22 protein-coding genes are annotated in these 25885 nt (G+C 68.2%); 9 read left to right on the top strand and 13 right to left on the bottom strand.

The window, feature by feature from the left end; translation table 11 throughout:
- Positions 1–111 precede the first annotated feature (111 nt).
- The 5 genes from LQ564_RS20205 to LQ564_RS20185 all read left to right on the top strand — a co-directional run bounded on the left by LQ564_RS20205 (position 112) and on the right by LQ564_RS20185 (position 5145).
- On the top strand, positions 112–3015 hold the full coding sequence (locus LQ564_RS20205; RefSeq protein WP_231059910.1) for a hybrid sensor histidine kinase/response regulator: 2904 nt from the start codon (positions 112–114) through the stop codon (positions 3013–3015).
- A gap of 9 nt (positions 3016–3024) precedes the next feature.
- Positions 3025–3678: an NUDIX hydrolase gene (locus LQ564_RS20200; RefSeq protein ID WP_231059909.1), complete on the top strand. Its 654-nt coding sequence runs from the start codon at positions 3025–3027 to the stop codon at positions 3676–3678.
- Positions 3675–4055 carry a hypothetical protein gene (locus tag LQ564_RS20195; RefSeq protein WP_231059908.1) on the top strand — a complete coding sequence of 127 codons (381 nt, stop codon included), beginning with the start codon at positions 3675–3677 and terminating at the stop codon, positions 4053–4055. The genes LQ564_RS20200 and LQ564_RS20195 overlap by 4 nt, the downstream gene beginning before the upstream one ends.
- A gap of 85 nt (positions 4056–4140) precedes the next feature.
- Entirely contained in the window at positions 4141–4584 is a 444-nt protein-coding gene (locus tag LQ564_RS20190) for an SRPBCC family protein (RefSeq protein ID WP_231059907.1), read from the top strand.
- A gap of 99 nt (positions 4585–4683) precedes the next feature.
- Positions 4684–5145: a chemotaxis protein CheW gene (locus LQ564_RS20185; protein ID WP_231059906.1), complete on the top strand. Its 462-nt coding sequence runs from the start codon at positions 4684–4686 to the stop codon at positions 5143–5145.
- Here the strand turns inward: LQ564_RS20185 and LQ564_RS20180 are convergent.
- The 6 genes from LQ564_RS20180 to LQ564_RS20155 form a co-directional block, all read right to left on the bottom strand.
- The gene (locus LQ564_RS20180; protein WP_231059905.1) at positions 5142–6338 is read right to left on the bottom strand and encodes a DUF418 domain-containing protein; all 1197 of its coding nucleotides are present in this window, start codon (positions 6336–6338) and stop codon (positions 5142–5144) included. The genes LQ564_RS20185 and LQ564_RS20180 overlap by 4 nt on opposite strands.
- Positions 6339–6452: 114 nt before the next feature.
- The gene (locus LQ564_RS20175; protein ID WP_231059904.1) at positions 6453–7370 is read right to left on the bottom strand and encodes a LysR family transcriptional regulator; all 918 of its coding nucleotides are present in this window, start codon (positions 7368–7370) and stop codon (positions 6453–6455) included.
- A gap of 19 nt (positions 7371–7389) precedes the next feature.
- Positions 7390–9369: an ATP-binding cassette domain-containing protein gene (locus LQ564_RS20170; protein ID WP_231059903.1), complete on the bottom strand. Its 1980-nt coding sequence runs from the start codon at positions 9367–9369 to the stop codon at positions 7390–7392.
- Positions 9370–9416: 47 nt separating this feature from the next.
- On the bottom strand, positions 9417–10307 hold the full coding sequence (gene prmB, locus LQ564_RS20165; RefSeq protein WP_231059902.1) for a 50S ribosomal protein L3 N(5)-glutamine methyltransferase: 891 nt from the start codon (positions 10305–10307) through the stop codon (positions 9417–9419).
- Between the two features lie 20 nt (positions 10308–10327).
- Positions 10328–11467, bottom strand: a complete 1140-nt coding sequence (dapE, locus tag LQ564_RS20160) for a succinyl-diaminopimelate desuccinylase (protein WP_231059901.1) — start codon at positions 11465–11467, stop codon at positions 10328–10330.
- Complete coding sequence (locus tag LQ564_RS20155) at positions 11464–11826, bottom strand: ArsC family reductase (protein ID WP_231059900.1); 363 nt, start codon at positions 11824–11826, stop codon at positions 11464–11466. The genes dapE and LQ564_RS20155 overlap by 4 nt, the downstream gene beginning before the upstream one ends.
- Positions 11827–12172: 346 nt before the next feature.
- On the opposite strand from LQ564_RS20155, the gene LQ564_RS20150 reads away from it, so the two are divergent.
- Positions 12173–12763, top strand: a complete 591-nt coding sequence (locus tag LQ564_RS20150) for a PEP-CTERM sorting domain-containing protein (RefSeq protein ID WP_231059899.1) — start codon at positions 12173–12175, stop codon at positions 12761–12763.
- Between the two features lie 52 nt (positions 12764–12815).
- Here LQ564_RS20150 and gudD read toward each other — a convergent pair whose 3' ends face one another.
- The 6 genes from gudD to LQ564_RS20120 form a co-directional block, all read right to left on the bottom strand.
- The gene (gene gudD, locus LQ564_RS20145; RefSeq protein WP_231059898.1) at positions 12816–14159 is read right to left on the bottom strand and encodes a glucarate dehydratase; all 1344 of its coding nucleotides are present in this window, start codon (positions 14157–14159) and stop codon (positions 12816–12818) included.
- A 91-nt stretch (positions 14160–14250) separates the two neighbouring features.
- Complete coding sequence (locus LQ564_RS20140; protein ID WP_231059897.1) at positions 14251–15135, bottom strand: LysR substrate-binding domain-containing protein; 885 nt, start codon at positions 15133–15135, stop codon at positions 14251–14253.
- Entirely contained in the window at positions 15135–16280 is a 1146-nt protein-coding gene (locus tag LQ564_RS20135) for a PilT/PilU family type 4a pilus ATPase (RefSeq protein ID WP_231059896.1), read from the bottom strand. Before LQ564_RS20135 ends, LQ564_RS20140 begins: the two co-directional genes overlap by 1 nt.
- Positions 16281–16365: 85 nt before the next feature.
- Positions 16366–17193, bottom strand: a complete 828-nt coding sequence (gene dapD / locus LQ564_RS20130) for a 2,3,4,5-tetrahydropyridine-2,6-dicarboxylate N-succinyltransferase (RefSeq protein ID WP_231059895.1) — start codon at positions 17191–17193, stop codon at positions 16366–16368.
- 39 nt (positions 17194–17232) lie between these two features.
- Positions 17233–18444 (bottom strand): succinyldiaminopimelate transaminase, encoded by a 1212-nt coding sequence (gene dapC, locus LQ564_RS20125; RefSeq protein WP_231060054.1) that lies wholly within the window; start codon positions 18442–18444, stop codon positions 17233–17235.
- Positions 18445–18550: 106 nt separating this feature from the next.
- The gene (locus tag LQ564_RS20120) at positions 18551–19585 is read right to left on the bottom strand and encodes an AraC family transcriptional regulator (protein ID WP_231059894.1); all 1035 of its coding nucleotides are present in this window, start codon (positions 19583–19585) and stop codon (positions 18551–18553) included.
- A 76-nt stretch (positions 19586–19661) separates the two neighbouring features.
- On the opposite strand from LQ564_RS20120, the gene LQ564_RS20115 reads away from it, so the two are divergent.
- From LQ564_RS20115 to LQ564_RS20105, 3 genes are read left to right on the top strand one after another with little or no spacing between them, the layout of a single operon-like run.
- Positions 19662–21257 carry an FAD-binding oxidoreductase gene (locus LQ564_RS20115; protein WP_231059893.1) on the top strand — a complete coding sequence of 532 codons (1596 nt, stop codon included), beginning with the start codon at positions 19662–19664 and terminating at the stop codon, positions 21255–21257.
- Positions 21254–22786 carry a glycerol-3-phosphate dehydrogenase/oxidase gene (locus LQ564_RS20110; RefSeq protein WP_231059892.1) on the top strand — a complete coding sequence of 511 codons (1533 nt, stop codon included), beginning with the start codon at positions 21254–21256 and terminating at the stop codon, positions 22784–22786. The genes LQ564_RS20115 and LQ564_RS20110 overlap by 4 nt, the downstream gene beginning before the upstream one ends.
- Entirely contained in the window at positions 22783–24345 is a 1563-nt protein-coding gene (locus LQ564_RS20105) for an FGGY-family carbohydrate kinase (protein WP_231059891.1), read from the top strand. The genes LQ564_RS20110 and LQ564_RS20105 overlap by 4 nt, the downstream gene beginning before the upstream one ends.
- Positions 24346–24501: 156 nt before the next feature.
- Here the strand turns inward: LQ564_RS20105 and LQ564_RS20100 are convergent, their stop codons facing one another.
- A complete protein-coding gene (locus tag LQ564_RS20100) occupies positions 24502–25869 on the bottom strand; it encodes a diguanylate cyclase (protein ID WP_231059890.1) in 1368 nt (455 codons plus the stop codon).
- Positions 25870–25885: the final 16 nt, after the last annotated feature.

The following is a 25885-nucleotide window of genomic DNA, read 5'->3' as shown; positions in this document are numbered from 1 at the left end:
GCGCGCGGAATCAATGTTCAGGCCGGGCAGCGATTTTCCGATGAAACAATGGAACTTGCTGCGGGTGGACACCGGTAGAATGGCTGCAATCATTCATTTCCCGCTCCGGCCATGGCCAGTCTTGACCACCGCTACCGCGCACTGTTCGATGCGTCGCCCAACCCCTACCTGGTCATGGACCGCCGGCTCGTCATCGTCGACGCCAACCGCGCCTACCTGGCGTCGACCGGCCGCCGCCTGGAAGACATCGCCGGCCGCCCGGCGCTGCAGGCCTTCCCGACCGACCCCGACACCGAGCGCCAGATGGCGGCCTCGATCGAGCGCGTGATCGACAGCGGCCGGCCGGACACCCTGGCCCTGCTGCGCTACGACATGCCGCGCCAGGGCGGCGGCTTCGAAACGCGCTACTGGACCATCACCCATACGCCGGTGGCGGACGCGGACGGCGTGGTCGAGCTGGTGCTGCAGCATCCGATCGACGTCACCGAGGTCGAACGCCGCCGCCAGGAAAGCGGCGCGGCCGAAGGCCAGGGGCCGGCCATGCTGGTCGAGCGGCGCGGCCTGCTGGAACGCGCGCGCGACGTCACCCGCGCCAACCTGCACCTGCGCGCCGACATCGACCGCCTGCAGACGCTGTTTCGCAAGGCGCCCAGCTTCATGGCGGTGCTGCGCGGGCCGAAGCACGTGTTCGAGTTCGTCAACGAGGCCATGGTCGCGCTGCTCGGGTCGCGCGACTACGCCGGCCGGCCGGTGCGCGAGGCGCTGGCCGAGCTGGCCGAGCAGCGCCTGTTCGAGGTGCTCGACCAGGTCTACGCCACGGGCAAGGAATACCTGGGCTACGACGTGCCGGTCCGGGTGCGGCGCGGACCGCAGGGCGCGCTGGAGCAGGTCTACATCAACGTGATCTACCAGCCGATCGTCGAGGACGGCGCGGTCGCCGGCATCTTCGCCCTCGGCACCGACGTCACCGAACAGCATTGGGCGCGCCGGCTGGTCGACGAGCAGGTGGCCCGGCTGCGCCAGGTCGAGCGCGAGCAGGCCTTCGCGCTGGCGCTGGCCGACCGGCTGCGGCCCGAGATGGCGGTCGAGGACATCGTCGGCGCCGCCAGCGCGCTGCTGGGCGAGTGGCTGGGCGTGGCGCGGGTGCTGTTCGCGCAGCTGCGCGAGCCGGGTGGCGTGCTGCTGGCGCGGCGCGACTGGTGCCGGCCGGGCGTGGCCAGCGTCGCCGGCACCGAGATCGGCATCGACGCATATGGCCCCGGGGTTGCGCGTGCCTTGCGTGCTGGTGAAGACCTGGTGGTCGCCGACGTCGCGGCCGATCCGCGCAGCAGCGGCCATCTCGCGGCCTACGAGGCGGTCGGCGTGCGCGCCCACCTGACCCTGCCCCAGGTCAGCACCGGCGCGCTGCGCATCGTGCTCAGCCTGCACAGCGACGTCGCGCGCGACTGGCTGGAAGACGACGTGCGCATGGCGCGCGAGACCGCCGAGCGCACCTGGGCCGCGGTGGTGGCGGCCAGCGCCCAGGCCGAGCTGCGCGCCGAGCGCGACCAGTCGCAGTACATCTTCGACACCATGGCCGAGGGCTTCGCCCTGGTCGGCCGCGACTGGAACATCACGCGCATGAACGCCACCGGCCTGCAGCTGATCGCGCGCGCCGAACACGAGGTCGTCGGCCGCGATCACTGGGAAGCCTTTCCGGACTCGGTGGGCAGCGAGGTCGACCCGATCCTGCGCCGCGCCATGGCGACCGGCACACCGGGCGTCGTGGAATATTTGTACCCGCTTCAGAACGGCGAGCAGCGCTGGATGGAAGTGCGGGCCTATCCGGCCATGGACGGCGGCCTGGCCGTGTTCTTCCGCGACATCACCAAGCGCCGCCAGGCCCAGGAGCAGCTGCGCATCGAGGCCCAGCGCAAGGACGAGTTCCTGGCGATGCTGGCGCACGAGCTGAGGAACCCGCTGGCGCCGATCGGCGCGGCGGCCGAGCTGCTGGCGCTGGGGCGCCTGGACGCGGAAGGCGTGCGCCGCACCAGCGCCATCGTGACGCGCCAGGTCGGCCACATGACGAGCCTGATCAACGACCTGCTGGACGTCTCGCGCGTCACGCGCGGCCTGGTGACGTTGGAGAACAGCCCGGTCGACGTCAAGGACGCGGTGGCCGACGCGGTCGAGCAGGTGCGGCCGCTGGTCGAGGGCCGGCGCCACCGGCTGGAGGTGCACCTGGCGCCGGCGCATGCACTGGTCGCGGGCGACCGCAAGCGCCTGGTGCAGGTGCTGGCCAACCTGCTCGGCAACGCCGCCAAGTACACGCCGGACGGCGGGCGCATCGTGCTGGAGATGGAGGCGCAGGCGCAGCAGGTGCTGCTGTCGGTCAGCGACAACGGCATCGGCATGGCGCCCGAAGTGCAGGACAGCGTGTTCGGCCTGTTCACCCAGGCCCAGCGCAGCTCCGACCGCTCGCAGGGTGGTCTCGGCATCGGCCTGGCGCTGGTCAAGAGCCTGGTCGAGCTGCACGGCGGAACCGTGGCGGTGCGCAGCGCGGGGCCGGGGCAGGGCAGCTGTTTCTCGGTGCGCCTGCCGCGCATCGCCGCGGCCGCGGCGCCGGACGCCGACGGCCCGGCCGGCGCGGCTGCGCCGCAGCCCGCTGGCGCCGGCCGCAGCGTGCTGGTGGTGGACGACAACGTCGACGCGGCCGAACTGCTCGGCATGATGCTCGATGGCGCCGGACACCGGGCGCACATCGAGCACCTCTCCAGCAGCGCCCTCGGCTACGTGGAGGGGCTGGGCGTGGAGGCGCGGCCGCAGGCCTGCATCCTCGACATCGGCCTGCCCGGGATGGACGGCAACGAGCTGGCGCGCCGCCTGCGCGCGCTGCCCGGCATGGAGAATGCGCTGCTGGTCGCGGTCACCGGCTACGGCCGGCCGCAAGACATGGAAGCCTCGCTGGCGGCCGGCTTCGACCACCACCTGGTCAAGCCGGTCGACATCCGGCAGTTGCTGGCGCTGCTGGGCTAGAATCGCCGCATGAGCTTCGCCATCCATCCCAAGCGGGACGAATACGGCCGGCCGGTCAGCCTGAAGGCGCCGAGTGCGGCCACGCACCCGGACAGCTGGCACGACCCGCTGCACATCGCCACCGTGGTTCCCGGTGGTGCCATGCCGGCTTCCTTGCATGGCATCGCATTCACGCCGTGGGCTTCCGCGCCGGTCGATGATGCCGGCTGGAGCGCGGTGGCGGGGCATGATGCGCCCTTCGACGAGCCGCACTTCGAGCCGGCGCCGGGCAAGCGGGTGGCGGCCGGCGTCGTGATCGAAGAGCCGGACGGGCGGGTGTGGGTGGTGCATCCGTCGAACGCCTTCGGCGGTTATCCGGCCACCTTCCCGAAAGGCACGCGCGACCCCGACATGTCCTTGCGCGCCACCGCGGTCCGCGAAGCCTGGGAGGAGAGCGGCCTGCGCGTGGTGCTGGACGGCTTCCTGTGCGACCTGGTGCGCAGCCGCAGCAAGACCCGCTACTACCTGGGGCGGCGCGTCGGCGGCTGTCCGGCCGACATGGGCTGGGAGAGCCAGGCGGTGTCGCTGGCGCCGCGCACGCAGCTCGGCGCCTTGCTGGTCAATCCGAACGATGCGCCGCTGGTGGCGCTGCTGCAGACGCAGGCTGCTGGAGCCATGCCATGAAAGGCGACGCGCTCCTGATCGGCCTCCTGTTCTCCGGTATCGCCGGCTACCTGCAGTACCGCAACCTGAAGAAGAATCGTGGTCCCGGCATCGTGCCGCGGGTGGACGAGGAATTCCGCCAGGTCCGATTCGACGCCAGCGACCCGCGGCTCGCCTTCGACGGCCGCACTGCGCGGGTCGTGCATGAGTGGCGCGAGTATGCGGACAGGTACCAGACCGAACTGATCCGCATCACCCGCTACGCGCGTAACCCGCATGGCGAGTATTTCTACTTCATGTCGGAAGGGAAGGGCAATCCGCTGTTCCGGCACATCTCGCAGGCTGCCGCCCAGGCTGCGCTGGGCAAGAAGTACGTCGCGCCGCCGCATACCGCCTGAAACAGCGCGGCGGATGTCGATTCCGGGAACGCCCGTTCGTCGTGGTGGCAGAGGATGTCCTCTGCACCCAAACAAGGAGACCGTCATGTCCAGCACCGTCGAACTGCACCGCGTCCTGAAATCGACGCCCGACCGCATCTACCGCGCCTTCACCACCGCCGGCGCCTTCGCCAAATGGCTGCCGCCCTACGGCTTCTTCGCCACCGTCTTCGAGATGGACGCCCGGGTCGGCGGCCGCTACCGCATGTCCTTCACCAACCTGACCACCGGCGGCAGCCATGGCTTCGGCGGCGAGTATCTGGAGCTGGAGCCGGGCCGGCGCGTGCGCTACTCGGCCGAGTTCGAGGATCCGGGCATGCCGGGCCGGATGCAGACCAGCGTGACGCTGCGCGAGGTGGCGTGCGGGGTCGAAATCCGGATCACGCAGGAAGGCATCCCCGAGGTCATTGCCGTCGAGAGCTGCTACCTCGGCTGGCAAGAGTCGCTTGCCCAGCTGGCCAGGCTGGTCGAGCCCGAGATCAAGGAATAGGGCGGCGGCGCGCACGGCAACGGTGCGTAGTTGACCATAGTCAACATTTCAATCGCCCGCGGCTCGTAGCATGGACCTTGCCTTTCAAAGGGAAACGCCATGCACCGACATATCCTCGCCGCACCCCAGCAGTTCCTCGGTTTCAACCTGGGCGGGCTCGAGTACGGGCTCGACTATGCCGCCGTGCAGGAGCTGAAGGCTTACAGCGCGCTGGAGCGCTTTTCCAGCGACGGCGAGATCATCGGCGGCGTGGCGCTCTCGCGCGGGGTGATCATGCCGGTGGTGGACCTGCGCGCGGCCTTCGCCGACGAACGCGGCGCGCCCCGGCCGGGCCTGGACGTGATCGTGGTGCGGGTGTCGGCCGGCGTGGTCGGGGTGGTGGTGGAGCGGGTGACGGGCGTGGTGCGGCTGCGCCCGGAGCAGGTGCTGCCGCTGCCCGGCGCCGGACAGGATGCCGACTACCTGATCGGCCTGGGCGTCATGCAGGAACGGCGCATGATCCTGATCGACATCGACCGCCTGATGTCGCTGGCGCCGGGCGAAAACGCGCGCGTTGCCTAGCGCTTGTGAAGCGGCACCCGGTAGCCCACCGTCAGGCAGCGCCATACCCATTCGAAGGGCCCCATCTCGAACCTGGACAGCCACAGCGGCGACCAGGCCAGCTGCAGCAGCCACACCAGCGCCACCAGCAGCCACAGGACCGGACGGTCGACCTGTCCCATCAGCGCGCCGCGGCCGCCGTAGAAGATCGAGGTCATGATGATCGACTGGGTCAGGTAGTTGGTGAAGGCCATGCGTCCGGCCGCCGCCAGCGGCGCCAGCACGCGCCCCGCGCCGCGCCGCAGCAGCAGGATCAGGCCGGAGGCATAGGCCAGCCCCACCAGCGGCGCCAGCAAGTCCAGCACCAGCTTGTCGCTCGCCACCGACGTCATCGCGATGTCCCGCTGCCAGCACAGCCAGCCGATCGGAACGAGGGCCGCGGCGCCGGCCGCGAGCACGGCCAGATAGCGCCCGCGCTCCGAACGGCCTTGCAGGAAGCCGGACTTGAACAGCGACAGTCCGATCATCATGAGACCGAGCGTAGACGGAATCGCCATCGGATAGTTGGTCAGCAGGCGCGTGTACTGGCGCGCGTTCACGGCGGCGGCGCCTTGCCAGGACGATGTCGCCTCGGCGATGGTTGCGGCGATCGCGGCCTGGCGCTTGGCGACGGCTGCGGGGTCCGGCTGCGGCGGCGGAGTAGCGCGAGGTGGCTGGTGGTAGAGCGCCATGGCCAGGAACAGCGTGATGCCGGCAATGAACAGGGTCCTGGCGGACCACGAGCGGCAGAAGAACAGGATCGCGCCCGCCATCGCGTACAGCGACAGGATGTCGCCCCACCAGATCGCGAAGCCGTGCAGCAGTCCGAACCCGAACAGGATGCCGAGCCGGCGCGCCAGCAGCCGGCCGCGCGCCCGGTCGCCGCGCTCGCCGCCGACCAGGAACAGCGACACCCCGAACAGCATCGAGAACACGGCCACGAATTTTACGTGGAACAGGGTGTCCATCAGCCAGTAGGACAGGGCGGTCCAGCCCTCGTTCGGGAACACCCAGTTACGTGGATTGAGCGAGGCGGCGGTCGGCGCGGCGAAGCCGTCGACGTTGACGGCGAGGATGCCGAGGATGGCCATGCCGCGGATCAGGTCGAGGGCCTGGATGCGCACCTTGGCGGCGGCGGTGGGGAGGGTGGTGTCGGTGGCTGTCGTCGTATGCATGCGGCGGACCTCGTCCTTGTGCGATCTGATCCGGCAATGGTAACCATGCGCCCCCGGCCTTGGCCAATCGATCCGGCCAATGGCCGGGATCGACCGCGTCGATGCGCATTCAAGTCAGGGCAGGCAGGACCTGAGCAGCTGGCGGAACCAGTTCAGCGCCGCGTCCTTGTCGCTGCGCGGATGCCAGAACATGTCGATCTCGAGCTCGTCGACCGGAAAGGGAATCGGGCTGACGGCGAGGCCGAACAGCGAGGCGTAGCGCGCCGCCAGGCGCCCATGCAAGGACGCGACCAGCGGGGTGCTGGAGGCCGCGGCGAGCAGGGTGGTCACGTTGTGCGCGGACAGGGCGATCTGCGGCCGGCCTGGCGCATGCTGGAACAGGTAGCCGAGAAAGCCCGAGACGTCGATCCCGGATGCGACGATGCCGTGCATGGCGGCCAGGTACTCGGCCTGGCCGATCGGCGCCGCGCAGCCGAGCAGCAGCGGATGGAAGCAGCACACGTACTGTTCCCGATAGAGCTTCTCGCGCCGCAGGCGCGGCACCGAGTCGCTGCAGTGGGCGATGACGACGTCGAGCCGGTCCTCGTCCAGCACGGCCTGCAGAGGCTGGTCGCCCACCGATACCGACTGGATGCGCACGTTCGGCGCGTGGCGGGCGACGTGGGCGATCACGGCGGGCAGCAAAATCGCCTCCTGCTGGCCGTTGATCCCGAGACGGAAGGTGCGCTGTTCGCGCCCCGGGTCGAAGCCGGTGTTGGCGACCAGGGCCTGCTGCGCCTGCACCAGCAGCGGATGGATGACCTCGTGCAGGGCCCGGGCGCGCGGCGTCGCTTCCATCGCGTGGCCGCTGCGCACGAACAGCGGGTCGTCGAACACCAGGCGCAGGTTGGCCAGCGCATGGCTCATGGCCGGCTGCTGGATCTTCAGGCGCCCGGCCGCCCGGGTGACGCTCAGCTCCTGCATCAGGGCGTCGAAGGCCAGCAGCAGGTTCAGGTCGAAGGTGCGCAGGTTGAAATGGTCGACCGGTTCCATGCGCTGCGCGTCCGCGGTGTCAGGCCGCCAGGCCTTCGAGCTGTTCCTGCAGCTCCAGCCATTCCATTTCGAGCGCCTCCAGGTCGCGCGAGGCGAAGGCCTGGTCGGCCACCAGGGTCTTGAGCTTGTCCTTGTTCTCGGCCTCGTAGATGGCGGGTTCGAGCAGCTGGGCGTCGATCTCGGCCTTCTTCGCGTTCAGCTTGGCCATCTGCTCCTCCAGGCGCTTGACGCGGTTCTCGATGGGTTTGCGCAGGGCGGCAAGGCGCTGGCGTTCCTCGGCTTCCTGGCGCTTCTGTTCCTTGCGGTCGACCGGGGCGGCGGCCGGCGCCGCGGCCTTGCTGTCGGCCGGCCTTGTCGGCGCGGGCAGGGTGTCGGTGCCTTTTCCGAGCTTGGTCTGGAACAGCCATTCCTTGTAGTCGTCCAGGTCGCCGTCGAAGGGCTGCAGCTTGCCGTCGGCGACGATGATGAACTGGTCGGTGGTGGCGCGCAGCAGGTGGCGGTCGTGGGAGACCAGGACCAGCGTGCCTTCGAACTGCGCCAGCGCCATGGTCAGCGCTTCGCGGGTTTCGAGGTCCAGGTGGTTGGTCGGTTCATCGAGCAGCAGCAGGTTCGGGCGCTGCCACACGATCAGGGCCAGCGCCAGGCGCGCCTTTTCGCCGCCGGAGAAGGGCGCGATCTTGCTGGTCACCATATCGCCCGGGAAGTTGAAGCTGCCGAGGAAGTTGCGCAGCTCCTGCTCGCGCACGTTCGGCGCGATCTTCATCAGGTGCCACAGCGGCGACTCGTCGTGGCGCAGCATCTCGACCTGGTGCTGCGCAAAATAGCCGATCGACAGGCCTTTGCCCAGCGTGGCCTTGCCTTCCAGCGGCATCAGCTCGCCGGCCACGGTCTTGATGAGGGTGGATTTGCCGGCGCCGTTCACACCCAAGAGGCCGATGCGCTGGCCGATCTGCAGCGAGAAGTTGACGCGCTTGACGATCGCCTTGCCGCCGACCTTGTCGCCATGGCCGTCGAGGATCGGGTAGCCGGCGTCGACGTCTTCCAGCACCAGCAGCGGGTTCGGGGCCGAGAGCGGCTCGCGGAACTCGAAGGAGAATTCGGCGGCGGCGCGCAGCGGCGCCAGTTCTTCCATCTTGGCCAGCGCCTTCATGCGGCTCTGGGCCTGGCGCGCCTTGGTGGCCTTGGCCTTGAATCGGTCGACGAAGGATTGCAGGTGGGCGCGCTGGCGCTGCTGCTTCTCGAACGCCGCGGCGGCCAGCACCAGGCTGGCGGCGCGCTGGCGCTCGAAGCCCGAGTAGTTGCCCGAGTAGCGTTTCAGCTTGCGCTCGTCGATGTGCACGATGACGCCCACGATCTCGTCGAGGAAGTCGCGGTCGTGCGAGATGATGATCAGGGTGCCGGGGTAGCGTTTCAGCCAGTCTTCCAGCCAGATGATCGCATCGAGGTCCAGGTGGTTGGTCGGTTCGTCGAGCAGCAGCAGGTCGGAAGGGCACATCAGCGCCTGCGCCAGGTTCAGGCGCATGCGCCAGCCGCCCGAGAAGCTGGCCACCGGCTGCTTCATCTGCTCCAGCGAGAAGCCCAGGCCCAGCAGCAGCTGCTCGGCGCGCGATTGCACCGTGTAGGCGTCGGCGTCGGCCAGCAGGCTGTGGAGTTCGCCCAGGCGCATGCCGTGGTCGTTCGCGTCCGGGTGCGCTTCGAGTTCGTCGAGTTCGGCCTGGAGCTTGCGCAGGTTGGCGTCGCCGTCGATCGCGTAGTCCAGCGCGGGGCGGTCCAGCGCCGGCGTCTCCTGGGCCACGTAGGCCATCCGCCACTTGGCAGGGAAGTCGATCGCGCCCTGGTCCGGGTGCAGTTCGTTACGCAGCATGGCGAACAGGCTCGATTTGCCGGCGCCGTTAGCGCCGATCAGGCCGATCTTGTCGCCCGGGTTGAGGGTGAGGTCGGCGTCTTCTAACAGCGGCTTGGTGCCGCGCATCAGGCTGACGTTCTGGAAGCGGATCATTGCGTAAGTCTAGGTCATGTAGGGCGGACGGCTGTCCACCCTATGGATTATTGCGATTGGAGTTGCTCGGCGGTCAGCAGGAACACGGCTTCGTCACCAGCGCTGGTGCTCAGCCACGTCAGCCCGAGATGACCGAAAGCCGCTTCCGCGTATTCCACTTCATTCCCGATCTCGACCACCAGCACGCCTTCCGGCGACAGGCGCTCGGCGGCGCCGGCAACGATCTTGCGCACCAGGTCCATGCCGTCCTCGCCGCCGGCCAGGGCGATCTGCGGCTCGCGCAGGTATTCCGGCGGCAGCTTCTTCATCGAGCTGCTGTTCACGTACGGCGGGTTGGTGACGATCAGGTCGTACTTCTTGAATGGCACGTGCTCGTACAGGTCCGACTCGATCGGGTTCACGCGGCCCTCGAGCTTGTATTCGCGGATGTTGTGCTCGGCCACGGCCAGCGCATCCTTCGAGATGTCGACCGCATCGACGACGGCGTTCGGGAAGGCCTCGGCCATCATGATCGCCAGGCAGCCGCTGCCCGTGCACAGTTCCAGCACGTTTTCCACGCCGTCCGGATCCTGCACCCAGGGGCTGAAGGTCTGCGGGATCAGCTCGGCGATGAAGGAACGCGGCACCAGCACGCGCTCGTCGACATAGAAGCGGTACTCGCCCAGCCAGGCTTCCTTGGTGATGTAGGCGGCCGGGACGCGCTCGCCGACGCGGCGCTCGATCACCTCCATCACCTGGATGACTTCTTCCGGCAGCAGGCGCGCGTCCAGGAAGGGATCGAGCCGGTCCAGCGGCAGCTTGAGCGTGTGCAGGATCAGGTAGGCGGCTTCGTCGAAGGCCTCGGCGCTGCCATGGCCGAAGAACAGCTTGGCGCCGTTGAAGCGGGTGATGGCATAGCGCAGCAGGTCGCGCGGCGTGCTGAAGGTGGTGGTGGTCATGGCACTGTACTCCTGGTGGTTTAGTGCGGCGCCAGCAGCTGCTCCAGCGTGCGGCGGTAGATGTTCTTGAGGGGATCGATGTAGCGCAGCTCGATGTGTTCGTCGATCTTGTGGATGCTGGCGTTCGGCGGCCCGAATTCTATCACCTGCGGGCAGATGCGGGCGATGAAGCGGCCGTCCGAGGTGCCGCCGGTAGTCGACAGTTCGGTCGCCACGCCCAGCTCGTCGCGGATCGCATTGCACAGCGTGTCCGACAGCCTCCCCTTCGGCGTCAGGAAGGGCTGTCCCGACAGCGTCCACTGCAGGTCGTAGTCCAGGCCGTGGCGGTCGAGGATGGCGTGCACCCGCGCTTCCAGGCCGTCGGCGGTGCTGGCGGTCGAGAAGCGGAAGTTGAAGTCGAGCGACATGTGGCCCGGGATCACGTTGGTCGCGCCGGTGCCGGCCGCGATGTTCGAGACCTGCCAGCTGGTCGGCGCGTAGTACTCATTGCCTTCGTCCCAGACCTCGGCAGCGAGTTCCGCCAGCGCCGGCGCGGCCTGGTGGATCGGGTTGCGCGCCAGGTGCGGATAGGCGATATGTCCCTGGATGCCCTTGATGACCAGGTGGCCGGACAGGGAGCCGCGGCGGCCGTTCTTGATGGTGTCGCCCAGCACGTGGTTCGACGTCGGTTCGCCGACCAAGCAGTAATCCAGCGTCTCGCCGCGCTCTTCCAGGCGCTCGCAAACCACCGCGGTGCCGTCCACGGCGGGGCCTTCCTCGTCGCTGGTGATGAGAAAAGCGATCGAGCCCTTGTGGTCGGGCTGCGCCGCGATGAACTCCTCGCAGGCCACGACCATGGCCGCGATCGAGGTCTTCATGTCGGAGGCGCCGCGGCCGTACAGCTTGCCGTCGCGGCGGGTGGGGACGAAGGGGGCGGATTGCCACTGCTGTTCGGGGCCGGACGGCACCACGTCGGTGTGGCCGGCGAAGACGAACACCGGCGAGGTCGTGCCCTTGCGCGCCCACAGGTTCGTCACGCCGTTCGATTCGATGGTCTCGCAGCTGAAGCCGAGCGGCGCCAGCAGCTCCTTCAGGCGCTCCTGGCAACCCTTGTCGTGCGGGGTGACGGAATCGAGGGCGATCAGCTCTTCGGTCAGCAAGAGGGTGCGCGAAGGTTTCACCGGGCGTCCTTGAACTTGGCCGCGTACATGTCGGGCGAGAAGCCGACCGAGGTCGGCCCGACGCCCTGCAAGACAGGGCGCTTGATGACGGATGGGTTTTCCAGCATCAGATCCAAAGCGCTGTCCTTATCGAGGATCTGCGCCTTGCGCTCGTCCGGCAGGTTGCGCCAGGTCGTGCCCTTGCGGTTGACCAGCGTTTCCCAGTCGAGCTGCTCGAGCCAGCCGGCGACCATCTCGCGCGTCAGGCCCTGTTTCTTGAAGTCGTGGAAGGTGAAGTCGTGGCCGTGATCAAGCAGCCAGGTGCGGGCTTTCTTGACGGTGTCACAGTTGGGGATGCCGTAGAGAGAAATAATGTTCATTGCATTGGTTTCTTGTTGCCTTGCCGCGGACTTGCAGTTCGGCCGCATTGCCGAGCGCGAGAGGATACCACGCGCTCAGCCTGTACGAAGAGTCGGACTATTTTCTTTTTGACATTATTAGTTGAGTAATGCAAAATTTCTTAAAGTGATGCTACTACCACAAATTAATCATTCTATAGCTAGGGATTCCATGCTTTTCTCACGATTCGCTTCCGCAATTGCACTGACTTTCGCAACAAGCGCCGCCTTTGCAGGACCGATCCAGACTTTATACGATGGCAACGGGGATCCGTCCAGGCAGGGGTGGTCCGTCGAGGGAAGCGGCACGCAAGTCGCGCATGAGGGTATGACCGAATTCAGCACGGTCAATGACCCCGGTGGGCGGACCAGCCAGATGTATCTGTTCAAGTACGATACCAAGGCGACGAACTACATCGCCTCGCTGCGGCTCCAGGTGCTCTCGTCGAGCTACAACAACCTCGATGCGGCGCTCACCTTCAGCCCGTTCGGCGACAGAGTGCTGTCGAGTTATACCCGAGCGAATACCTTCATGATCGCGAACGGCAAGGTGCTGTGGGGAGATGAGGCAAGCTCGGTGTCGCTCGATACCAGCGCCTTCCATGACTACCAGATCCGCTACGACGGCAGTCAACTGAGCTTGTATATCGACGCGACGTTCGCCGATATCGCATCTGGTGCGGCGACCGCGGCGCTCAGCCGCGCGGTCTCGGCGCCCGACGTTATCACCAGCATGGGCCACCTGGTCTGGGGCGATGCGACCAATGACCCGGCCTACAATTCGCACTATATCGTCGACAGTGTCAGCTTCCAGGACCTGGATGCGGCGGATGTGCCCGAGCCTTCGACTTTCCTGTTGATGGGACTGGGTGGCGCTGGTTTGCTGCTGCGCCGCCGCCGCGACGTACACGTGGGTTGAACGCGTGGGCGTAATTCCGGGCACTGCCCGAAATTACCCGCCCACCCTACAATCAACGCACGAGGCAGGGGCGCTTGTTGTCGAACTGCCAGCCGGGGACGAGGTACTGCATCGCTACCGCGTCATCGCGCGCGCCGAGGCCCATGTTCTTGTAGGCCTGGTGCGCTTTCTCCAGCTCGGCCTCGTCGAGCTCGATCCCGAGGCCCGGCTTCTGCGGCACGTGGATCATGCCGCCTTCGATCTTCAAAGGCTCCTTGGTGACGCGCTGCCCATCCTGCCAGATCCAGTGGGTGTCGATCGCCGTCATCTTGCCCGGCGCCGCCGCGCCCACGTGGGTGAACATGGCCAGCGAGATGTCGAAGTGGTTGTTCGAGTGCGAGCCCCAGGTCAGGCCGAACATCTCGCACAGCTGCGCCACGCGCACCGAGCCCTGCATGGTCCAGAAGTGCGGGTCGGCCAGCGGGATGTCGACCGACTGCAGCTGGATCGAGTGAGCCATCTGCCGCCAGTCGGTGGCGATCATGTTGGTTGCCGTTGGCAGGCCGGTGGCGCGGCGGAACTCCGCCATCACTTCGCGGCCCGAAAAGCCGCCTTCGGCGCCGCAGGGGTCTTCGGCATAGGCGAGGATGCCGTGCTTGTCGCGGCAGACGCGGATCGCATCCTTCAGCAGCCAGCCGCCGTTCGGATCGAGCGTGACGCGCGCCTCGGGGAAGCGCTCGTGCAGGGCGACGATGGCTTCCATCTCCTCATCCGCACTCAGTACGCCGCCTTTCAGTTTGAAGTCGTTGAAGCCATAGCGTTCGCGGGTCGCTTCAGCCAGGCGCACGATCGATTCGGGCGTCAGCGCTTCTTCATTCCGCAGGCGGAACCAGGCGTCGCCCGCGTCAAGCTCGTTGCGGTAAGCCAGATCCGTTTTGCGACGGTCGCCGACGTAGAACAGGTAACCGAGCATCTCGACCGCAGCGCGCTGCTGGCCTTCGCCGAGCAGGGCGGCGACCGGCACGTCCATGAACTGGCCGAGCAGGTCGAGCAGCGCCGATTCCACCGCGGTGACCGCGTGGATGGTCGTGCGCAGGTCGAAGGTCTGCAGGCCGCGGCCACCGGCGTCGCGGTCGGCAAACGCCTTGCGCATCGTATTGAGCACGGCGTTGTAGTCGCCCAGCGGCTTGCCGACGACGAGTTCGCGCGCGTCCCCGATGGTCTGGCGGATCTTCTCGCCGCCCGGGACTTCGCCCAGGCCGGTGTTGCCGGCGCTGTCGGTAAGGATGACGATGTTGCGGGTGAACCAGGGGCCGTGCGCGCCACTCAGATTGAGCAGCATGCTGTCCTGGCCTGCGACGGGAACGACGCGCAGGTCCGTGACGATGGGAGCGCCTTTGACGGAATGTGTTGGCATGGGGAGCAATCCAGGATGAGTTGTATGGATGATATTCCCGGGTCGATTCACCAGCAAACCAAAGATTGATGCGTCCGATTCAGAATGTGTATCAATCGATGGCGCAGTCGGGCAAGACGACGTTCCTGAAGAGCGTCAGGACCGGATTGTCGTTGTCGCGGCGCCAGGCGCAGACCATCTCGACCGGCTCGGTCGCCATCCGGCGCATGACGGTGCCGTCGAATTTCAGGCGCGAGGCGCCTTCCGCGATCAGGGCCGCGCCGACGCCCGCACGGACCAGCGCCAGCATGGTGTGGACCTGGCCGATGTGCTCGACGATGTCGGGCACCACGCCGGCGCGGGCGAAGCGTTCGGTCAGCATCAGGTAGAAGGGTCGCGCCTCGTAGGGCGAGTACATGACGAAGGGCCTGCCGTGCAGGTCGTTCAGGGTCGGTTCGAGCGGCCAAGCCTCGGCCTCGCTCTCGGGAATGGCGAGCATCAGCGATTCGCGCGCGATGAGGCGGCTTTCGAGTTCGCCTTTCATCGGGTGGGGACGCAGCAGGCCGAGGTCGAGTTCACCGGCGTTCAGGGCCTCGACCTGCGAGGTGCTGACCAGTTCCTTGAGCGTCAGCGACACGCCGGGCGCACAGTCGCGCAGGCGGCGCACGACTTCGGGCAGCAGGCTGTAGCCCGAGGCGGAGGTAAAACCGATGGCGAGGTTGCCCTGTTCGCCCTTGGCGGCGCGGCGCGCAGCAAAAGTCGCTTCCTCGGCGATGCGCAGGATGCGCGCGGCTTCGGGGAAGAAGGCCTTGCCGGCTGCCGTCAGGCTGACGGTGCGGCTGTTGCGCTCCAAAAGCTGGACGCCCACGTGGTGTTCGAGCAGCCGGATCTGGCGGCTGAGCGGCGGCTGGGTCATGTTCAGGCGCTCGGCGGCGCGGCTGAAGTGCAGTTCCTCGGCGACCGCGACGAAGCAGCGCAGCTGGCTCAGTTCGAACATCAGGAGTTGAGGGTGAACTCCGTAAAGGACGCGCCCTGCTGCGGCTCGGCGGGCTTCTTCTCTTCTTCCGGCTGCACCTGGCTTTCGGGGCCGTTGTTGAGCAGCCAGAGCAGGTTGGTGGCGGAGTCGGCATTCGCCAGCGCTTCTTCCTGCGTGACGAGACCGTCCTTGACCAGCTTGAGCAGGGCCGTCTCGAAGGACTGCGAACCCGGCGACAGGCTCTTGTCCATCGCTTCCTTGATCTGGCCGATCTCTCCTTTTTCGATCAGGTCGGCGATATAGCGGGTATTGAGCATGACCTCGACAGCGGCCTGGCGCTGGCCGCCGGCGGCGGATTTCACCAGGCGCTGCGAGACGATCGCCTTCACCGCGGACGACAGGTCCTGCAGCAGGGCGGCGCGGTTCTCGATCGGGTAGAAGCTGATGATGCGGTTCAGCGCGTTGTAGCTGTTGTTGGCGTGGAGCGTGGCCAGCACCAGGTGGCCCGACTGCGCATAGGCCAGCGCCGCCGCCATGGTTTCCTTGTCGCGGATCTCGCCGATCAGGATGCAGTCCGGCGCCTGGCGCATCGAGTTGCGCAGGGCCGTGCCGAAGCTCGTGGCATCACTGCCGATCTCGCGCTGGTTGACGATCGATTTCTTGTTCTTGAAGAGGTATTCGATCGGGTCTTCCAGGGTCAGGATGTGGCCGGTGCGCTGTTCGTTGCGATGGTCCAGCATCGAGGCGATGGTGGTCGACTTGCCGGAACCGGTGGCGCCGACGATGAGAAGCAGGCCGCGCTTTTCCATGATCAGTTCGGACAGCACCGGCGGCAGGCCGAGTTCGCCGAGCGGCGGGATATTCGCCGGCACGAAGCGGAACACGGCGGAGATGGTGCCGCGCTGGCGGAAGGCCGACAGACGGTAGCGCCCCAGGTTCGGGACCGAGACGCCCATATTCAGCTCGTTCTCGCGCTCGAGTTCCTGCATCTGCTCCGGCGTGGCGATCTCGGACAGGAGCGAGAGGATGTTTTCCGGTTCGAGACGATGCTGGTTGATCGGGATGAGGTTCCCGTTGATCTTGATGTGCACCGGCGAATTCACGGCGAAGAACATGTCGGAAGCGTTCTTCTCCTTCATCAGCTGGAACAGGCGGTCCATGGCCATCGTCGTCTCCCCGGTAATATCGAATCGTGTCGAACACGCAGTCGCAGGGTGGTCGGGTCCCCCGACCGCGCGTTCAAGCAGCAGCTTAGTCGCCGCGCAGCAGCTCGTTGATGCCGGTCTTGGAACGCGTCTGCGCATCCACCCGCTTGACGATCACCGCACAATACAGGCTGTACTTGCCATCGGCTGACGGCAGCGAACCCGACACCACCACGGAGCCCGACGGCACACGGCCATACGTCACTTCGCCGGTTTCACGGTTATAAATCTTGGTCGACTGCCCGATGTACACGCCCATCGAAATCACCGAGTTCTCTTCCACGATCACGCCTTCGACGATCTCCGAACGCGCGCCGATGAAACAGTTGTCTTCGATGATGGTCGGATTCGCCTGCATCGGTTCCAGCACGCCGCCGATGCCGACGCCGCCGGACAGGTGGACGTTCTTGCCGATCTGGGCGCAGGAGCCGACGGTGGCCCAGGTGTCGACCATCGCGCCTTCATCGACGTAGGCGCCGATGTTGACGTAGGACGGCATCAAGACCACGTTCTTGCCGATGAAGCTGCCGCGGCGCGCGACGGCCGGCGGCACCACGCGAAAGCCCCCCTTGGCGAAGTCCTCGGCGCTGTAGTCGGCGAACTTGGTCGGCACCTTGTCGTAGAACTGCATGCCGCCGCCCGCAGGCACCGGCACGTTGTTCTCGAGGCGGAACGACAGCAGGACCGCCTTCTTGATCCACTGGTTCACGACCCAGCTGCCGGTGTCCTTTTGCGCCACGCGCAGGGTGCCGGCATCCAGGCCGGCGAGCACGTGGGCGACCGCGTCGCGCACCTCGGCGCTGGCGCTGGTCGGGCTGATCTCCGCGCGCTGTTCCCACGCGGTGTCGATGATGTTCTGGAGTTGTTGGGTCATGATTGCTTCTATGGTTGGGTTGATTCGTTGTGCTGCCGCTTACAGGCCCTTGCAGAACTCATTGATGCGGTTGGCCGCCTCGAGTCCCTCGTCCACGCCGGCGACCAGCGCCATGCGGATCCGGTTGCGGCCCGGATTCACGCCGTGCGCTTCGCGCGCGAGGTAAGAGCCCGGCAAAACCGTCACATTATATTCGGCGTACAGGCGGCGTGCGAACTCGGTGTCCGACAGGCCGCTACGGCGCACGTCGGCCCACAGGTAGAAGCCGGCGTCGGGCAGCTCGACGTCCATCACCCCTTTCAACAGCGGCGTGATGAGGTTGAACTTCTCGCGGTAGAGCGCGCGGTTGTCCTGCACGTGGTGCTCATCGTTCCAGGCCGCGACGGACGCCGCCTGCACCGGCGGCGGCATGGCGCCGCCGCTGTAGGTACGGTAGAGCAGGAATTTCTTCATGAGCTGCGGGTCGCCCGCGACGAAACCCGAGCGCATGCCCGGCACGTTGGAACGCTTCGACAGGCTCGAGAACACCACCAGGTTCTTATATGGACGCTCGCCGCCGCTGCGGCCCAGCCCGTGCGCCGCTTCCAGCGCGCCCAGCGGCGGCGTGGTACCGAAGTAGATCTCGGAATAGCACTCGTCCGAGGCGATCACGAAACCGTGGCGGTCGGACAGCGCGAACAGCTGCTGCCAGTCGTCCTGGGTCAGCACGGCGCCGGTCGGATTGCCGGGCGAGCAGACGTACAGCAGCTGCACGCGCGACCAGACCTCATCCGGCACGCTGCCGAAGTCGGGCGCGAAGTTGCGGCCCGGTTCCGAATTCACGTAATACGGCCGGGCGCCGCACAACAGCGCCGCGCCCTCGTAGATCTGATAAAACGGGTTCGGGCTCATCACCAGCGCGTCGCCCTTTGAAGAGTCGACGACGCACTGGGCAAACGCGAACAGCGCCTCGCGCGAACCGTTCACCGGCAGCACCATGGTGGCCGGGTCGATCGCCGGGATGCCGTAGCGCCTCTCCAGCCAGCCCGCGATCGCCGCGCGCAACGGGTCGTTGCCGTGGGTGCTCGGGTAGCTCGACAGGCCGGACATCGCATGCATCAGCGCTTTCTCGATGAAGGCCGGGGTCGGGTGCTTGGGTTCGCCGATGCCCAGGCTGATCGGGCTGTAGGCGGCGTTCGGGGTCACACCGCTGAAGAGCTGGCGCAGCTGTTCGAAGGGGTAAGGGTGGAGCTGGTCGAGATGGGGATTCACGTCGGTAACCGGTAAGGGGCGCATTCGCTATTCCGTCAATTATAGCCCTTGCACGACGTGGCGATGGACGGCTGCTCAGGCCGCGCCATAAGCCGCAAAACCGGTGTCAGCGGCCACGCTCGCGCCAGGCGCCGGGATTCATCCCCGACCACTCGCGGAACGCATGGGTGAACGCGCTCTGTTCCTGGTAGCCGAGCAGGAAGGCGATATCGACCAGGCCGAGCTCGCGCTGGCGCAGGTAGTCGCGCGCCAGTTCGTAGCGGGCGCCGTCGAGCAGTTCCTGGAAGCTGGCGCCGGCGTCGGCCAGCTTGCGCTGCAGGGTGCGCGGCGACATCCCGAGCGCCGCGGCGATCGCCGGCAGGCGCGCGCCGCCGTGGGCGAGCTGCTGGACGAGCAGCGAACGGACCTGGGCCAGGATGCCGTCGCCGGCGGCATTGCGCGCGCCGAGGACGCGCTCGGCGTGCTGGCGCAGCACCGGGTAGAGGCTCGGGTCGGCGTCCGGCACCGGCATGGCGAGGATGGCGGCGTCGAAGCGCGCCACGTTTCCAGCAGCGCCGAATTGCGGGCGCACGCCGAGCACGCGTTCGTACTCGTCGAGCGCGGCGTCGCTGTGATGGACGAATGCGACCTGGCGCGGGCCGAGCGGGCGGCCGGCCAGCCAGCTGCCGAACACGCGAATGCCGGCGAACACGCTTTCCACCAGATGCCGCGAGGCGGCGGGGTAGTGGCTGATCCAGGCGTACAGCGCGTCCGCGCCCTCGACGTCGAGCCGCGTGCGTCCCAGGTCATGGGCCAGCACTTCGTAGCGCTGCGTCTGTTCCAGCGCATGGCCGAAGTCGCGGCAGGCCATCAGGACCAGGCCGTAGACCGTGAAGGTGCCGGGCCGCACCCGTTCGCCCACGTGCAGGCCGAAGTGCGGGTCTTCGCACCGCCTGGCGCCGGCCTCCAGCAGGGCGATGTAGTCGCGCGCCGCGAGCGAATCGGGCAGGGGACTCAAGGCGTGCGCCGGCAGGCCGGCCGCCGCGGCGAGGCGGGGAGCAGAGACGCCGCGCGCCGCCGCCGTCTCGATGAGCGGCTGCAGGTAGGCGCCGGTGACCCGGCCGCCATCCGGGGATGACGCAATGGAGCAAGGCTGTGTCATGAAAGCGCAAGACGGTTGAAGGTACGAATGCTTACTCTGCCGTGATAGATCGTCAATAGTATATAAGAGGGATGGCATGCGGCGGTGGAACGGCTGGGGTGACGATACGATCGATGTGCCCCTGGGGCCGGAGGCGCTTGGCTTCCTGGGCGAGCGGATCGGACCGGGCACGGCGCCGCGCGACGCCACTTTCGACGCCGCCTGCGCCGCGCTGCCGCCCGGCCGCCTGCCGCCGCACCCGCTGGTCGACGCCAGCGCGCCGACGCGGCTGCTGCACGCCCTCGGCCAGAGCCTGCCCGACTGGCTGCGCCTGCGCCACGGCCGCGTGCATGCGGCGCCGGACGGCGTCGGCTATCCGGAGTGTTCCGAGCAGGTGCGCACGCTGCTCGCCTACGCCGCCGCCAACGGCGCCGACGTCATCCCCTACGGCGGCGGCACCAGCGTGGCCGGCCACCTCGGCGTGCATGACCCATCCCGGCCGACCCTGAGCATCGACATGCGCCGCATGCGCGCCATGATCTCGCTCGACCGCGAAGCGCAGCTGGCCACCTTCTGCGCGGGCGTGGCCGGCCCCGACCTGGAAGCCCAGCTGCGCGCCCACGGCTACACCCTCGGCCACTTCCCGCAATCCTTCGAATACTCGACCCTGGGCGGCTGGGTGGTGACGCGTTCGTCCGGCCAGCAGTCGCTGCGCTACGGGCGCATCGAGGGGCTGTTCGCGGGCGGACGGGTCGAGACGCCGGCGGGCACGCTCGAGATCCCGACCTTTCCGGCCTCGAGCGCCGGCGTGGACGTGCGCGAGATGGTGCTCGGCTCCGAAGGACGCCTCGGCATCCTGACCCACGCGACGGTGCGCATCAGCCGCCTGCCGCAGCACGAAGCCTTCCATGCGGTGTTCTTCCCCGACTGGGAACGGGCGGTGGCCGCGGTGCGCGAACTGGCGCAGGCGAAGCTGGCGCTGTCGATGCTGCGCCTGTCGAACGCGGTCGAGACGACCACCATGCTGACGCTGGCCGGCCACCCGCGGGTGGTGCGGCTGCTGGAAGGCTGGCTCGCCTTGCGCGGCAGCGGCAACGGCAAGTGCATGCTGATGATCGGCGCCAGCGGAGAAAAAGCGCAGGCGGTGCCGGCGATAAAGGCCGCCCTGGCGCTGGCGCGCCGCCATAGGGGCGTGCACGTGGGCCGGGGTCTCGGCGAGCGCTGGCGCCGCAACCGCTTCCGCAGCGTCTACCTGCGCAACGCGGCGTGGGCGCACGGTTATGCGATCGACACCGTCGAGACGGCGGTCGACTGGCCGCGCGTGACCCATGCGATGGAAGGGATCGAGCGCGCCGCCGCGCAGGCGCTGCAGGCGCAGGGCGAAAAGGTGCACGCCTACACCCACCTGTCGCACCTGTACCCGCAGGGGGCCAGCGTGTATTCGACCTTCGTGTTCCGCCTGACGGGCGAGTTCGAGGCCGACATGCTGCGCTGGCGCCAGTTGAAGGACAGGGTGTCGGAAGCCATCGTGGCGGCCGGCGGCACCATCAGCCACCAGCACGGCGTCGGCGTCGACCACGCGCCCTGGCTCGCGGAGGAGAAGGGGGAACTCGGGATGAAGGCGATGGCGGCGCTGTTCCGCCAGTTCGATCCGGATGGCCGCATGAATCCGGGCAAGCTGCTGGCGCCATGACGGACGGCGACTGGGACCTGCTCGTGATCGGCGGCGGCATCACCGGCGCCGGCGTGCTGCTGGAGGCGTCGCGGCGCGGCCTGAAAGCCCTGCTGGTCGAGCAGCGCGACTTCGCCTGGGGGACGTCGAGCCGCTCGTCGAAGCTGGTGCACGGCGGCCTGCGCTACCTGGCCGAAGGCCGGCTGCGCCTGACGCGCGAATCGGTGCGCGAGCGCGAAGCCCTGCTGCGCGATGCGCCCGGCCTGGTCGAGCCGCAGGGCTTCGCCTTTGCCGACTACGGCGCCAGCCGGCGCAAGCGGCGCAGCTTCCTGGCGGGCCTGGCGATCTACGATTTCCTGGCCGGGCGGCGCGAGCGCCACTGGGTCGACGCCGGCGGATTCGCGATGCTGGCGCCGAACATCGAGCAGGCCGGCCTGCAGGGCGGCATCCGCTACATGGACGCCAAGACCGATGACGCGCGGCTGGTATTGCGGGTGCTGGACGAGGCGCGCGAGCACGGCGCCCAGGCGCGCAATTACGTGGCGGTCGATTCGCTCTTGCGCAGCGACGGACGCGTGATCGGGGCGCGGCTGCGCGATGCGCGTACCGGCAGCATTCACGAGGTACGTGCCCCGCTCGTGGTGAACGCCACCGGCGCCTGGGCCGGCGCACTGGCCGGGCAGGGCAGCGCACCGAGACTGCGGCCCCTGCGCGGCAGCCACCTGGTCCTGCCGGCCTGGCGCCTGCCGCTGGCGCAGGCGGTGAGCCTGATGCATCCCGAGGATGGCCGTCCGGTGTTCGCCTTCCCCTGGGAGGGCGCGACCCTGGTCGGCACCACCGACGTCGACCATGCCGACGACCTGGCCGGCGAGGCGCGCGTGACCCGCGCCGAATTCGACTACCTGTTGAACGCCCTGCGCGCGCAGTTCCCGCAGCTGCACCTGGAGGATGCCGACGTGCTGGCGACCTACGCCGGCGTGCGTCCCGTGCTCGACAGCGGCAGCCACGGCGCGCCGTCGAAGGAGACGCGCGAGCATCTGGTGTGGGACGAGCCGGGCCTGGTGGGCGTCACCGGCGGCAAGCTGACCACCTTCCGCGCCATCGCCCTCGACGTGCTGGCCCACGTGGCGCGCCAGATGCCGGCGTGGCGGCCGGACTTGTCGCCGCAGCCGGTGTTCGCGCCCGGCTTCCTGCCGCGTGGGCCGCGTGGCGTGCCGGCCGCGCTCTTGCTGCGCCTCGCCGGCCGCCATGGCCGTCACGCCCAGGACCTGGTCGACGGCGCGCAGGAAGGGGAACTGGAATTCGTCCCGGGCACCCTGACGCCCTGGGCCGAGCTGCGCTGGGCTGCGCGTGCGGAAGACGTCCACCGGCTGGAAGACCTGCTGCTGCGCCGCACGCGGCTCGGCATCCTGCTGCGCGCGGGCGGCGCCGAACACCTGGAGCGCATCCGCGCCATCTGCCAGCCGGAGCTGGGCTGGAGCGACGCGCACTGGGAAGCCGAGCAGGCGGCCTATCTCGCCCTGTGGCGCTCGCATTACGGCCTGCCATGAACGACCCGCTGATCCTCGCCATCGACAACGGCACCCAAAGCGTGCGCGCGCTGTTGTTCGACCTGCGCGGGGAGATCGTCGCCAAGTCCCAAGTGCCGCTGCTGGATTACCGCAGCCCGGAGCCCGGCTGGGCCGAGCACGACGCCGAAGGCTTCTGGCAGGCGCTGTGCGCGGCTTGCCGGGAATTGTGGACCAGGCCGGGCGCCGACCGGGCGCGCACCGCGGGCGTGGCGGTGACTACCCAGCGCGGCACCGTCATCAACGTCGATGCGCAAGGCCAGCCGCTGCGCCCGGCCATCACCTGGCTCGACCAGCGCCGCACCGACACCGTGCCGCCGATCGGGCCGCTGTGGCGCAGCGCGTTCAGGCTGGCGCGGGTGAGCGGCACCATCGATTACTTCCGCGGCGAGGCCGAGATCAACTGGATCCGCGCGCACCAGCCGCAGGTGTGGGAGGCGACGCACAAGCTGCTCCTGCTATCGGGTTGGCTGAACTACCGGCTGTGCGGACGTTTCGCCGATTCCTCCGGCTCGCAGGTGGCGTATCTGCCCTTCGATTACCGGCGCCGCAGATGGGCCGGGAAGCGCGACTGGAAGTGGCAGGCGCTGGCCGTGCTGCCGCGCATGCTGCCGGAGCTGGTCGAGCCGGGCGCGCGCCTGGGCGAGATCAGCGAGGAGGCCGCACGCCAGACCGGCATTCCGCAGGGCCTGCCGCTGCTGGCGGCGGCTGCCGATAAAGCCTGCGAGGTGATCGGCGCCGGCTGCAGCGCGCCGCACGTCGGCTGCCTGAGCTACGGCACCACCGCCACCATCAACACGACGACCACGCGCTACGTCGAGGTGACGCCCTTCGTGCCGCCGTATCCGGCCGCGATCCCCGGCGCCTACAGCACCGAGGTCCAGGTGTTCCGCGGCTACTGGATGGTCAACTGGTTCAAGGAGCAGTTCGGCCACCACGAACAATCGCGCGCGCTGCTGGAAGACGTGGCGCCGGAGCGGCTGTTCGACGAACTGGCCAATGCGGTGCCGCCGGGGGCGATGGGGCTGATGCTGCAGCCGTACTGGACGCCGGGCATCCGGGTGCCGGGGAGGGAGGCGAAGGGGGCGATCATCGGCTTCGGCGACGTGCACACGCGGGCCCACGTGTACCGGGCGATCCTGGAAGGGCTGGCGTACGCGCTGCGCGAGGGGAAGGAGCGCATCGAGCGGCGCGGCGGCGTGCGGATCACGGAACTGCGCGTGTCGGGCGGCGGCTCGCAGAGCGATGCGGCGATGCAGCTCACGGCGGACATCTTCGGGCTGCCGACGGCGCGGCCGCATGTGTATGAGACGTCGGGGCTGGGGGCGGCGATCGATGCGGCTGTTGGGTTGGGGTTGTATCCGACGTTTGAGACGGCGATTGGGGGGATGACGCGGGTGGGGAGAATGTTCGTGCCGAATGCCGGCAACCGGCGTATCTACGAGCGCTTGTATCGCGAGGTGTATGTGAAGATGTATCGGCGCCTGCAGCCGATGTATTGCGATATTGCGCGGATTACGGGCTATCCGAAGCAGTTTTAAATTTTAGTACCGCTGACCCCAAGACCGTCGCACCGGCGCAGGCCGGTGCCCAATTTTGCATGTGCAGTCGATATGCGTGCAAACTTGGATTCCGGCCTGCGCCGGGAGTCATGGGCGCCAGTGGCGCGCATGACGGTCTTCAGGCTAACAAATCAATCATCGGGCCAGTGCGTGCTGTACCGACTCCCAGGCATAGCCTGCCCGCACTGCCCGCGCCCGATTCCGCCCATCCGCCTTCGCCTCATACATCGCCCGATCCGCCGCCACGAACAGCGACCCCAAATCATCGAACTGCGTCGGCACGATGGTCGCCGCCCCCACGCTGGCGGTGACGTAGCCGCCCTCGGCCCCCGGATGCGGCACGCGCAGGCGTTCGATGTCGGCGCGCAGGGCGTCGGCCAGGCGGGATGCGCCTTCGTAGGGGGTCTCGGGCAGCAGCAGCACGAACTCCTCGCCGCCGTAGCGGGCGGCGAGATCGGCCGCGCGCAGGGCCTGAGAACGCACGGTGCTGGCCACCGCCTGCAGGCACTGGTCGCCGGCGGCGTGTCCGAGTAAATCGTTGTAGCGCTTGAAGTGGTCGACGTCGAGCACCACCAGCGAGATCGGCTGGCCGTTGCGCATCGCGCGCTGCCATTCGCGTTCGAGGCAGGCGTCGAGGTGGCGGCGGTTGGCGATGCCGGTGAGCGGGTCGGCCAGGGCGGCGCGCTGCAGCGCGTCCTCGGAGCGCTTGTGGTGGGCGATGTCGTGCAGCAGGGCGACGAACAGGTGTTCGCCGGAAGCCATCGGCGACAGGCTCAGGTCCATCGCGCGTACGCTGCCGTCGGGGCGCAGCAGGCGCACTTCGCGGGTGCCGCGGCAGCGCTCCTGGATCGCATCCTCGCCGCGGCCGTTGGCGCGCAGCGCGAAGAAAGCGGCGTAGTCGTTGGCGGCCGGCTCGGCCAGCAGGGCGGCCAGCTGGCGGCCGGTGAGTTCGCTGCCGCTGTAGCCCAGGCAGCGTTCGCTGGCCGGGTTGGCGTACTGGATGCGGCCGTCGAGGCCGAGCAGCATCAGGCCCTCGTCCATGCCTTCGACGATCATGCGCAGGTGGCGCGCCTGGTGGGTGTCGACCTGGCTGGCGGAGCGGAAGCGCAGCTGGGCGCGCACGCGGGCGCAGACCTCGGGCGGGCGCAGCGGCTTGGCGATGTAGTCGGCGGCGCCGCAGTCGAAGCCGGCGACGATGTCCTCGGTGCTGGAGCAGGCGCTGACGAAAATGACGGGGATGTCGGCGGTGGCCGGCTCCGATTTCAAACGGCGGCAGGTCTCCAGGCCGTCCAGGCCGGGCAGCATCACGTCGAGCAGGATCAGGTCGGGCTGGACGCGCTCGGCCAGGTCCAATGCGCGTTCGCCGGAGGTGGCGACGAAGGTGCGGTAACCCTGGGCACGGAGCAGGTCGTGCAGCAGCCCGAGGCTGGCGGGTGCGTCGTCCACGATGAGGATCGCGGCCTGGCGCGCGGGCGCCGGGATCGCGAAAGTGGGGGAATTCATGCGGTCGCTGGAGTTG

Origin of the sequence: Massilia phyllostachyos (assembly GCF_021044825.1) — a bacterium.
GTDB lineage: Bacteria > Pseudomonadota > Gammaproteobacteria > Burkholderiales > Burkholderiaceae_D > Telluria > Telluria phyllostachyos.
This window is presented reverse-complemented; position numbering and strand designations above follow the sequence as displayed.